The organism is Desulfobaculum sp. (assembly GCF_054921475.1).
In genome coordinates this window covers 1-11492 of the sequence record NZ_JBUDSW010000108.1, presented here as the reverse complement: position 1 = coordinate 11492, position 11492 = coordinate 1, and the positions used below count along the sequence as shown (strand labels likewise).

General features: G+C 61.6%; 11 protein-coding genes. 4 read left to right on the top strand and 7 right to left on the bottom strand.

The genetic code is table 11. From position 1 onward, the window contains the following. Window positions 1-313: 313 nt before the first annotated feature. Complete coding sequence (locus ACY69P_RS08690; protein ID WP_462327194.1) at window positions 314-1396, bottom strand: potassium channel family protein; 1083 nt, start codon at window positions 1394-1396, stop codon at window positions 314-316. 3 nt (window positions 1397-1399) lie between these two features. After that, window positions 1400-3430 carry an excinuclease ABC subunit UvrB gene (uvrB, locus tag ACY69P_RS08685; RefSeq protein ID WP_462327193.1) on the bottom strand — a complete coding sequence of 677 codons (2031 nt, stop codon included), beginning with the start codon at window positions 3428-3430 and terminating at the stop codon, window positions 1400-1402. 185 nt (window positions 3431-3615) lie between these two features. Here uvrB and ACY69P_RS08680 point away from each other — a divergent pair, with 185 nt between their 5' ends. Together ACY69P_RS08680 and ACY69P_RS08675 are read left to right on the top strand one after the other, a co-directional pair. Then, window positions 3616-4098, top strand: coding sequence for a hypothetical protein (locus ACY69P_RS08680; RefSeq protein ID WP_459901872.1), 483 nt, complete (start codon window positions 3616-3618; stop codon window positions 4096-4098). Window positions 4099-4411: 313 nt separating this feature from the next. Beyond that, window positions 4412-5227 (top strand): pentapeptide repeat-containing protein, encoded by an 816-nt coding sequence (locus ACY69P_RS08675; protein ID WP_459901873.1) that lies wholly within the window; start codon window positions 4412-4414, stop codon window positions 5225-5227. A gap of 82 nt (window positions 5228-5309) precedes the next feature. Here the strand turns inward: ACY69P_RS08675 and aat are convergent, their stop codons facing one another. The 4 genes from aat to ACY69P_RS08655 form a co-directional block, all read right to left on the bottom strand. Continuing rightward, complete coding sequence (gene aat / locus ACY69P_RS08670; protein WP_459901874.1) at window positions 5310-6020, bottom strand: leucyl/phenylalanyl-tRNA--protein transferase; 711 nt, start codon at window positions 6018-6020, stop codon at window positions 5310-5312. Between the two features lie 77 nt (window positions 6021-6097). Continuing rightward, window positions 6098-8404, bottom strand: a complete 2307-nt coding sequence (clpA, locus tag ACY69P_RS08665; protein WP_462327192.1) for an ATP-dependent Clp protease ATP-binding subunit ClpA — start codon at window positions 8402-8404, stop codon at window positions 6098-6100. Then, window positions 8405-8692: an ATP-dependent Clp protease adaptor ClpS gene (locus tag ACY69P_RS08660; RefSeq protein ID WP_404845498.1), complete on the bottom strand. Its 288-nt coding sequence runs from the start codon at window positions 8690-8692 to the stop codon at window positions 8405-8407. Window positions 8693-8898: 206 nt separating this feature from the next. After that, on the bottom strand, window positions 8899-9483 hold the full coding sequence (locus ACY69P_RS08655; RefSeq protein ID WP_462327191.1) for a class IV adenylate cyclase: 585 nt from the start codon (window positions 9481-9483) through the stop codon (window positions 8899-8901). 92 nt (window positions 9484-9575) lie between these two features. On the opposite strand from ACY69P_RS08655, the gene ACY69P_RS08650 reads away from it, so the two are divergent. Together ACY69P_RS08650 and ACY69P_RS08645 are read left to right on the top strand one after the other, a co-directional pair. After that, window positions 9576-9953, top strand: a complete 378-nt coding sequence (locus ACY69P_RS08650; RefSeq protein WP_459901877.1) for a fluoride efflux transporter FluC — start codon at window positions 9576-9578, stop codon at window positions 9951-9953. A gap of 31 nt (window positions 9954-9984) precedes the next feature. Beyond that, window positions 9985-10332 carry a DUF190 domain-containing protein gene (locus ACY69P_RS08645; protein ID WP_462327190.1) on the top strand — a complete coding sequence of 116 codons (348 nt, stop codon included), beginning with the start codon at window positions 9985-9987 and terminating at the stop codon, window positions 10330-10332. Between the two features lie 54 nt (window positions 10333-10386). Here the strand turns inward: ACY69P_RS08645 and ACY69P_RS08640 are convergent, their stop codons facing one another. Continuing rightward, window positions 10387-11460, bottom strand: coding sequence for a protein-glutamate methylesterase/protein-glutamine glutaminase (locus tag ACY69P_RS08640; RefSeq protein ID WP_462327189.1), 1074 nt, complete (start codon window positions 11458-11460; stop codon window positions 10387-10389). Window positions 11461-11492: the final 32 nt, after the last annotated feature.

The window sequence follows — 11492 nt, the reverse complement described above, 5'->3', positions numbered from 1 at the left end:
ATGATCTCCAGCCGCTCGCCAAGGCTCTGTGCCAGGAGGTCATCCAAACAGCCCCGGATGAACCGCTCGCATTTGTAGGCCGAAACAATGGCCGTTACCACTGGCTGGTCGCTGTTCTCCACCACCTGCTCCACTGCGTTTTTCCTTTCGCCTCAAAAAAAAGCAAAGCCGCCCCGCCTTGGCGAAACGGCCCTTCTGTCTTCACTCTCCTGCGCAGCCACTGGCGCGGCGTACGCAGCACAGCCGCCACACGGCCAACGCCCCAAGGATGGCGCGTTCCGCCGGGGCCGCAGCGAGGCGTTGCCTCCGCCGCCTAGCTAATTTCCCACAGGTCGCGCAGGTTCTCCTTGCCGCCCACAATGACGAGGATGTCGCCCTCTTCCAGCACGGTGTCGGCTTCCGGATTGAATATCAAGTCCCCGCAGGCCTTTTTGATGCTGATAACGATGAGGTTGAACCGCTGGCGGAGCTTGGACTCAACAAGGGTCTTCCCCTTAAAGTCGCTCCGCCCGCTGATCTCCAGCTCTTCCATATTGAGCTGCATTTCACTCCTCGACAGCGTCAGCTCAAGGAAGCTGGTCACCGTAGGCTGGAGCACGGACTGCGCCATACGAAGCCCGCCCAGCATATGCGGCAGCATCACCCTATCCGCGCCCGCGCGCTCCAGACGGGGGATGTGCTTTTCATGGTCAGCGCGGGCCACGATGTACAAGTCCGGGCTCATCTGCCGCGCAGTGAGGGAAACATACACGTTGGCGGCCTCCTGCGAGACGGCGGTGATAAGAGCCTTGGCGCGGTCTATGCCCGCCTTGGTCAGCACCTCATCGTCCGTCGCGTCGCCGGCGATGAAGAGGATTTCATCCTCCTCCATCTTGGCCATCAGCTCGGGGTCTTTCTCAACGGCCACGACGGGGATGCCCTCGCGCTGTATCTCGTTGACGGCAATGCTGCCGATGCGGCCGTACCCGCAGACGATGATATGGTTGGACAGCTTGTCGATGGTCTTTTGCACTCTCAGTCTCCCCCAAACGGTTTGGAGCCGGCCTTCCACAAGAATCTGGGTGAACGAACCGACAAGGAAGGCGAAGTTGCCCACACCCAGAAGGATGAGCACGCTGGTGAGAATCATGCCGCTCTCGGACAGGGGGTGAACTTCCTCAAACCCCACGGTGGAGAGCGCGATGAGCACCATATAGAAACTGTCGAGGTAGCTCCAGCCCTCGATTTCCATGTAGGCGTAGATACCGCCAAAGAACACAATAAGCAGCGTCACCAGCCCCATGATGAGCGGGAACAGGCTCCCATAGCGGCGGCGGAGCTTGGAAAGCCGCACCTGACCGCCCAAAGCCTGAATAAGCTTGCGCCGCTTCAGCGACTGGAATTTGCGTTTGCGCATAGGTTAGTCGAGGGTCTGGAGAACGCCGCGCAGGACGGAGATTCTGTCCCGCAGTTCCGCGGCGCACTCAAATTCAAGATCCTTGGCTGCGGCGCGCATGTCGCGCTCCAGCGCCTTAATCTGCTTGGCGATGCCTTTGGCGTCTGCCGCAAGGTCATCCAGTGCCCCTGCGCCAGCGCGTTTCTTCTTGTCCGATGTTTTGTCACCGTACAATGAATCCAGTACATTATCCATTTTTTTCCGGATGGTCTGGGGCACGATGCCGTGCTCTTCATTGTAGGCAATCTGCTTGGCGCGGCGGCGTTCCGTCTCGTCCATGGTCTCTTTCATGGAGCGGGTGATGGTGTCCGCGTAGACAATGACCCTGCCGTCCACATTACGCGCCGCGCGGCCAACGGTCTGGATGAGCGAACGCGTGGAGCGCAAGAAGCCCTCCTTGTCGCCGTCAAGGATGGCAACAAGGGACACCTCGGGGATGTCCAGCCCCTCGCGCAGCAGGTTAATGCCCACCAGCACATCAAATTCGCCCTTGCGCAGCGCCTGCAAAATCGCCACACGCTCCAGCGTGTCGATGTCCGAATGCAGATAGCGCGTGTCCACGCCCATGTTGCGGATGTATTCCGTCAGGTCCTCGGCCATGCGCTTGGTGAGGGTGGTCACCAGCACGCGCTCGTCCCTGTCGCGGCGCAGGCGGCATTCGGCCAACAGGTCGTCCACCTGTCCGTCCACGGGGCGCACCTCGATTTGCGGGTCCACAAGGCCGGTGGGACGGATAATCTGCTCCACCACAAGCCCCTGTGCGCGCTCCATCTCCCACGGACCGGGCGTGGCGGAAACGTACACCGCCTGTCCCTTGCGCTCCAGAAACTCCTCAAAGGCAAGGGGGCGGTTATCCAGCGCGGACGGCAAACGGAAGCCAAAGTCCACCAGCGTGCTCTTGCGCGAGCGGTCGCCGTTGTACATGGCGCCAATCTGCGGCACCGTGACGTGGGATTCGTCAAGGAACATCACAAAATCGTCTGGGAAGTAGTCCAGCAGGGTTGCCGGCGGGTCGCCCGGACCACGCCCGTCCAAATGGCGGGAATAGTTCTCGATGCCGTTGCAGTAGCCAAGCTCCTCAATCATCTCAAGGTCCAACTGCGTGCGCTGCTCAAGGCGCTGGCGCTCCACCAGCTTGTTGCCGTCCTCAAACTCGCGCAGGCGCTCGCCAAGCTCGTCGCGGATGTCGCCCATGGCGCGTTGCAGGTTCGGCCTGTCGGACACATAGTGGCTGGCGGGGAAGATAACGGTCTTGTGGATGGTGGAGACCACCTTGCCCGTGACCGGGTCCGTCTCGGTGATGGAGTCGATTTCGTCGCCAAAGAACTCCACGCGCAGGGCCTGCTGGTTGGAGTAGGCGGGCAGAATCTCCAGCACGTCGCCCCGGATGCGGAAGGTGCCGCGGTGGAAGTCGTAGTCGTTGCGCTCGTAGTGCACCTCCACTAAGCGCTCCACAACCTTATCGCGCGTGGTGGCCTGCCCCACTTCAAGGGGGATGACCATGCGCGAGTAGTATTCCGGCGAACCAAGGCCGTAGATGCAGCTCACGGACGCCACAATGAGCACGTCGCGCCGGGTGAGCAGGGCGTGGGTAGCCGCGTGGCGGAGCTTGTCTATCTCGTCATTGATGGACGAGTCCTTTTCAATATACGTATCGGAGTGCGGCAGATAGGCTTCCGGCTGGTAGTAGTCGTAATAGCTGACGAAGTATTCCACCGCGTTATTCGGGAACAACTGGCGGAACTCGTTATACAGCTGGGCCGCAAGGGTTTTATTGGGCGCAAGGACAAGGGCCGGGCGCTGAACCTCTTCCACAACCTTGGCCATGGTGTAGGTTTTGCCCGAACCGGTGACGCCCAGCAGCACCTGATCCTGCACGTTTTGCAGAATGTTCTGCGAGATGTCCGCAATGGCCTGTGGCTGGTCGCCCTTTGGCTCATAAGGACTCACGACCTTGAACGGATTATCGTAGGAGACATTTTCGCGTGATGGCATACGCGCCTGTATACGCGGGAGAAGCCCGATGGTAAAGCGCCCCCGCCCTTTCCCACCAAAACGCCGGGATTTGTGACAGCCTTCACAAACACCGGGATATGGCGTAGAACCCATGCCCGGGGTGGTGGTTCAACCCACTGCCCTTTCGGACGATTCGTCACTTTCGCTACGCAAAGGAGCACGCCATGCAGATACACAGCCATACGTCCCATACCCCCCTGCCCGTGGACCGCGCCTACGTCCTGAGCATGACCATCAAAAGCTTCAAGGGCCGCCGCGATGTGCAGGTGCACCTGTTCCGCACAGGCTACGACATGGCCGAAGCGCAGGGCTACCCGTGGGAACACCTGCTTGGGGAGCCCCTCGACGCACAGCACACCGACGCCGAGGGCAGCCGCCAGCTGCTGCTGGAAGCCTTCACCGCCAACGAGCGCGACCAGATTCTGGCCTACCTTGAAAAGCGCTACGCCGACAGGCTGACGGAAATCTCCGCCCAGCCGATGGAATTCCCCATCCCCCTCGGGCTGTGTCCGCTCTCCGCCTTTCCGGAGGGCGAAACCATCGGCTTTATCCGCTTTGACCGCATTCCCAACTACGACCTGCCCTTCGCCTTCCACGGCCTGTACGACCTTGCCCAGCACAGCCCCGTGGTCAAAGAGCAGGACTAACCACGCTCACGACCGCCCTCTCCAGCGGCCCGCATCCCGAGGGATATGGGCCGCTTTTTTTGCGCCGTTTTGCCGCCACCGCGGCCACTTTTCAGCGCCGCGCACGCGAAAAAAAAGAACGCCGAACCAGCCCCCACGCGCCCTGCCCCAAGGGTGAGCGCCCACACGCTTTTTCCGGACCGTTTGCATCAGAAATCATGCAACACTGCGAAATAGAAGAGCATATAAAACAGCATTTTCTACTGGCACAAAAGCGAAACAATAGGTACTGTGCATTCTCGTTTCTGCACCACTAAACGAAGACACAAAAGCGATGAACGCACAGAACGCACTTACACTGCTCTACAAAGGTGTTTCCCATTGGAATGCATGGCGAAATTCCACTCCTCACGTCAGGATAGATTTCCCCGGTGCCCGTCTGGCTGGTCTTGACCTTGCCGGTGCGGACTTTTCCGGCGTGTGCCTTTGCGGGGCCAACCTGTCCGGCGCGGACCTCACCGGGGCGAACTTCATCGCCGCGGACTTGAAGGGCGCGGACCTGTCTGGCGCAAACGCCCAGTTGGCAGACTTTGAGGACGCGCACATGGCCCGTACGGACCTGCGCGACGCCAACTTTACGGACGCGCGGCTGGTGGGCGTCAACCTTGACGGTGCCATCCTGACTGGAGCAATCTTTGTCCGCGCCAACTTAGAGGAAGCCTACATGGCCCATGCCCGCCTTGCCGGGGAGGACCTGCGCGGCGCGCGCCTCGCCGGAGCGGCCCTTGACGACGCGGACCTGACCGGCGCGGACCTGTCCCTTGTCAACTTTGCGCAGGCCGACCTTGACGGATCGCGCTTTACCCGGGCCAAGCTCGCGGGAGCGCTGTTTGCCAACGCGGACTGCGACAAGACGGACTTCACGGACGCAGACCTCACAGGTGCGGACTTTTCCGGCACCACCCTGCGCGGGGCCAAGCTGGCCTTTGCACGCGGGCTGACCATCAAGGCCCTTGCCATGGCAGGCTCCCTGTGTGGCGCGGCCCTGCGGCGGGAAGAAGAAACCAGCCTCGGCACCACGCATCCCGCCCTGTTCGACGTGCCCCCGGACCTCATGCGCGAACGGCGCATCGGGCGGCACTCCTCCTAAATTTTTGCACGCACGCATATGAAAAAAGGCACCTTCCACACGTTGTGGCTGGTGCCTTTTTTCTTTCCGGACCGCCGCAGCGCTACCCCTGCGGCGACAGCGGATTGAACCCTTCCGGTATGGTCCACGCACCCGGTGCGGGGTCTTCCTCGCGCAGGGCGCGCAGGCGCTCCAAAAACGCCCGGCGTGAAATCTCGCCCGCGCCAAAGCGCAGCAGGTGGTTGGTGGTCTGCTGACAATCAACAATGGCGTAGTCCCAGCGCTCCAACAGACGCACCAAGTGGACAAAGGCCACCTTGGACGCATCCGGCATCACATAAAACATGGACTCGCCAAAAAACGCGCGGCCAATGGCAACGCCGTACAGCCCGCCCACAAGCTCACCCTCGCACCACGCTTCCACAGAGTGCGCCAGCCCAAGGGCGTGCAGACGCTCGTAGGCGTCCACCATCTCGGGCACGATCCATGTTCCGTCCTCGCCCTTGCGGCACACGGCCCCGCAGGCGCGAATCACATCGCCAAAGGCGGCGTTGATGGTGATGGTAAACCGCCCGGCATTGATGACGCGCCGCAGGGAGCGGGGAATATGCAGCGCCGGCGGCTCCAGAACCAGCCGCGGGTCCGGGCACCACCACAAAATAGGCTCCCCCGGTCCATACCACGGGAAGATGCCCCGCGAATACGCGGCGGCAAGCCGCTGCGGCGACAAGTCGCCCCCAAAGGCGAGCAGTCCATCCGGTCCCGCATGCTCGGGGTCCGGAAACCATACATGCGCCGTGCGCAGATAATCCATTGGCATATCCTTATCTCGGACAGAAAAAGGCGCGGACGTCCCCGCCCGCGCCACATTCATCCAAACAGCGGCAAAAGCTAACGGAAACTGAAAACCAGATTGCCCTGCTTCTCGGCCTTCTTTTTGCCCTTCTTGCCCTTGGCCGGGGCATCAACAACGGCCTCGCCGCCGCTTGCCAATTCGCCAAAGAGCACGGCATCCGCCAGCTTGTCTTCAATCTCGTTCTTGATGAGGCGGCCCATGGGGCGCGCGCCGTAGGTGTCGTCGTAGCCATTCTTGGCCAGCCATGCCCGTGCGGCGTCCGTGAGGGTCACCTTCACGCGGCGTTCGGCCAGCCTGTCGTTCAGCTCGCCAACGAACTTGTCCACAATGCGTTCCATGATGTCCGTGGTCAGGGAGTGGAACGGCACCACGCCGTCCAGCCTGTTGCGGAACTCGGGCGAGAACACCTTTTCCACGGCCTGCATGCACTTGTCGGAGCGGTCCACGCCCTGCGCATCGCCAAAGCCGATGGGTGAACCTGCGGCCTCCCACGCGCCGACGTTGGAGGTCATCAGCAGAACAACGTGGGAGAAGTCCGCCTTGCGTCCGGTGTTGTCGGTGAGCGTGGCGTAGTCCATCACCTGCAGCAGAATGTTGAACACATCGGGGTGGGCCTTTTCGATTTCGTCCATGAGCAGCACCGTGTAGGGATGCTTGCGGATGGCGTCCGTGAGCAGGCCGCCCTGATCAAAGCCCACATAGCCGGGAGGCGCACCAATAAGCCGCGCCACGGCGTGCTTTTCCATGTACTCCGACATATCAAAGCGCAGGAAGTTCACATTCAGGCACTGGGAGAGCTGGCGCGCCAGTTCGGTTTTGCCAACACCGGTGGGACCAACGAACAGGAAGCTGCCCGTGGGCTTGCCGGGCTGGGACATGCCCGCACGGGAGCGCTTGATGGCGCTGGACACCAGTTCAATGGCAGGATCCTGCCCAAACACGCGGCCCCTCAGTTCCTCCTCAAGGTGCTGCAAACGCGCGCGGTCGCTGGTGGAGATGCGCTCCGCCGGAATGCGCGCCATACGGGCGATGACCTCTTCAATGTCATTGGGCCGGATGGGGTTGCCCTTGCGCAGGCGTTTGCGCAGGCGGTACCGCGCCCCTGCTTCGTCAATGACGTCAATGGCCTTGTCCGGCAGGAAGCGGTCGTTGATGTGGCGGCTGGAAAGCTCCGCCGCCGCGCGCAGCGCGCCCTGCGTATAGTGGACGTTGTGGTGCTCCTCATAGTGGGGCTTCAGGCCCTTGAGGATGTCCACGGTTTCGTCCACGGTGGGTTCGCCCACGTCAATTTTCTGGAACCGGCGCGACAGGGCGCGGTCCTTTTCGAAATGGTTTTTGAATTCCTCGTAGGTGGTGGAGCCAATACAGCGCAGCTTGCCCGAGGCCAGCACGGGCTTGAGGATGTTGGAGGCATCCATGGTGCCGCCGCTGGTGGCTCCCGCGCCCACGATGGTGTGGATTTCGTCCGCAAAGAGGATAGCGCCGGGAATCTGATCGAGTTCCGCCAGCACGCCCTTCATGCGGGCTTCAAAGTCGCCGCGGTACTTGGTTCCGGCAAGCATGGCCCCCATGTCGAGGGCAAAGATGCGCACGTCCGCAAACGCCTCGGGCACCTCGCCATCCACAATGCGCAGGGCAAGGCCCTCAGCAAGGGCGGTTTTGCCGACGCCGGGGTCACCCACAAACAGCGGGTTATTCTTGCGGCGGCGCGCCAGAATCTGCACGGTGCGTTCAATCTCGCCGTCGCGGCCGATAAGGGGGTCAATGTCCCCGGCGCGCGCCTTTTCCACGAGGTCCACCGTAAACTGTTCCAGCATGCTGCCATTTTCCTTGCGCATGTCATCGGGCGGAGCACTGTAGGGCTTGCCCGGCGACGGCTGGTCGTCCGGCGGCGCCCCGCCCCACGGGTTGGCACTGCCAAGACCGTGGGAAATGTACTCCAGAATATCCAGCCGCGTCACACCGTGCGAGCGCAGGAAGTACACCGCGTAGGAGTCGTCCTCCTCAAACAGGGCGGCCAGCACGTCGCCAACGTCCACCTTCTCCTTTCCAGCATTCTGGATGTGAAGAATGGCCCGCTGCAACACGCGCTGCACCCCAAGGGTCTGTACCACCTCGCCCTCGTGGTCCTCGGGCAGGATTTCCATGTGGTCGATGAAGAACCGCTCCAGCTGGTGCTTCAAACGAATGACATTCACACCGCAATTGACAAGAATATCTCTCCCCGTTTCCTCAAGCAGAACCGCATAAAGCAGGTGCTCGAGGGTCAAGTACTCATGGCTACGACGTTTAACTTCCTTCACGGCCGCACTGAGGACGTTCTCAAGTCGTTTGCTGAGCATCTAGACCTCTTCCATGGTGCATTTTAACGGAAAGCCCGCTTCCTGCGCCATATGCCGCACGCGGACAACCTTTGTCTCTGCCACTTCCGCGGTATACACGCCGCACACGCCCATGCCGTGGTTGTGGATATTCAGCATGATTTCGGTCGCCTGAGCCTCTGTCTTTCGGAACACCCTGACCAGAACATACACCACAAAATCCATGGTGGTGTAGTCGTCATTGTGAAGCAGCACTTTGAACTTGCGCGGCTCGCGCACATCGTCTTCGACCATCTGGTCTGGACTCATTCCAGGCTGCGAAAACGAATCGGCCACCGTTATCTCCCTTGACATCTCCGGGAAGCCCATCTGACGCGTTAATCCCCGAGAGGGCGCGTCATGCGGGGAAATAGGCTCTGCCCATTATCTAAAACTTACGCAAATTGCTCTGCCCCGTAAAGAGGCGGCCCCGCTCATTCCATACAATAAGACCAGATTTGTTTCTGTCCATCGGCCTAGGCATCGGCCATGTGGCGAAGCCGGGCGCGCTCTTCCGCTGAAAAGACGAACCCATCGCTTTGCGGCAGGCCCGCCGCGGCGCGGTAGCGCATGTTCAGCTGATGGTAATTTTCATCCGAGGACGTGTATGCATCAAGGCCAAGGGCCGCCTCGGCGCGGCGAATGGCGTCCGGGTCCCCCTCCAGCTCCACAAAGGAGCCAAACGGGAGCAGGTCCAGACACACGTGGCACCCCTCGCAGTCCCACGTTTCGCGCAGCTTTTCGTAGCAAAAGGCCACATCGTACCCAAGAGCCTGAAACACGGTCAACGCGGTGTCCACGTCGCCAACGGTGGTTTCATGCTCGTGGCGAACCTTGAGGCCGTCCTCGCCCGGCGCGGGGGTTTTGAGGGTGACGAGGCTGTCCCCGTCGCGGCGCAGGCGAAGGAGGACGTCCCGCCCCCGCAGGCTCCGCGAGGGGTCGTCAAGGACCATGTTTTCCTCAAAGCGTCTGGCGTGGCGATGCGCCCCGGCAGCGGCAAGGCGCTGGCGCAGGGCATCAAGGTCCACATCAAGATACTTGATTTCAATTTCCAGTGGCATACACTCCCCGTGTCGGACGCATCCCGTCCGTTTTTCTGCATGAGTAGCCTTTCCGGGCGCAAACAACAAGGACGCCAACCAAGGAGATTCACTTGGAAAAATTCATATGGCTGGCCGTTGCGGGCGGATGCGGCGCGCTGTCGCGCTACGGCCTTGGCGGGCTGGTCCACCGTGTAGCGGGGGGCAGCTTTCCCGCGGGCACCTTTGTGGTGAACATGATAGGCAGCCTGCTTTTCGGCCTGATTTGGGGCATACTGGACCAGCGCGGCGTACTTGGCCCCACGGCGCGGGTGGCGGTGCTGACGGGCTTTATGGGCGCGTTTACCACCTTCTCCACCTTTATGTTCGAGAGCGCCACCCTCCTGCGCGACGGCCAGTGGCTGAGCGCCGCCCTCAACATTGCGGGCCAAAACGCCGTGGGCCTTGCGCTCATGTTCACAGGCTTGGCGCTGGCGCGCCTTGTCCCCTAGCCCCCACACCCATCACGCAAGGATACGCTCTATGCATCTGCCAGACACCGCAGTACGACTCAGCATCTACACAGGCGAAAGCGACAAGCATGGCGGACGCCCGCTTCATGAAGTCATCGTTGAGGAAGCCCGCAAGCAAGGGCTGGCCGGGGCCACCACCCTGCGCGCCATAATGGGCTTTGGCGCCAACAGCCGCGTGCATACCTCCAAAATTCTGCGCCTGTCCGAGGACCTGCCCATCGTCACCATCATCGTGGCCAAACCCGAGCGCATTGAAACCTTTCTGCCCACGCTGGACGGCTTGGTACATGAAGGCCTCGTGGTGCGCGAAGAGGTGGACGTCCTCGTCTACCGCCACAACAACGGCGCCAAAAAATAAACGCGGGGGCCATGGCCCCCGCTTTCGCGTGCGCGCCCGTCACCGCCCCGGCCGCTACTTGGCGCGGCGGTAGGCCTCCTGCGCCAGCTTGGTGAGGCTGATGACAGAGTCCACAGCCCCGACCTTGATGGCCTCCTGCGGCATGCCAAAGACCACACAGCTGGCCTCATCCTGCGCAATGTTGAACGCACCGGATTCCTTCATTTCCTTCATCCCCTTGGCGCCGTCGTCACCCATGCCCGTCATGATAACGCCAACGACATTGGCCCCGCCATAGCGCGCCGCCGAGCGGAACAGCACGTCCACGGACGGACGGTGGCGCGACACCAACGGGCCGTCGCGCAGTTCCACATAATACCGCGCGCCACTGCGCTTGAGCAGCATGTGGCGGTTGCCCGGAGCTATCAGCGCCTGCCCGCGCAAGACAGTATCGTTATTTTGCGCCTCGCGCACGGTGATGCGGCACAGGCCGTTCAGGCGCTGGGCAAAAGCCGCGGTGAACTTTTCCGGCATGTGCTGGACAATGACCACACCCGGCGTATCCGGCGGCAGTGCCTCCAAAAAGACCTTCAGCGCTTCGGTACCGCCCGTGGACGCGCCAACGGCGATGATTTTGTCCGTGGTGGCGGGCATGGCGCTACTCTTGCGGCGCGGCGCGGCGGGGATGACCGCATCCGCGGAGAGCTTGGGCTGAACGGCCACCGGCTCCGCCGACACCTTTTTGAGCTTTGCACGGGCGGCGGCGCGCACGGCGTCCGTGATGCGGATGCGCGATTCCTCAAGGAACTGCCGCGTGCCGACGCGCGGCTTCTGGATGATTTCCACCGCGCCATACTCCAAGCACTTCAGCACGGTGTCCGACCCCTGCGTTGCCAGCGAGGAGCAAATCACCACCGGGATGGGGTGCTGGCTCATAATTTTGCGCAGAAAGGTCAGCCCGTCCATGCGCGGCATTTCAATATCCAGCGTAATGACGTCCGGCGCGACTTCCTGCATCTTTTTGGCGGCGGCAAAAGGGTCCGCCGCCGTAGCAATGACATCAATACCGGGGTCGGACATCAATATATCCGTCAGTGTATTGCGGACCACGGCAGAATCATCAACAACCATGACGCGAATCTTGCCCATATCCCCTCTCCTCTCCGCCGCAGTCCGGCGCT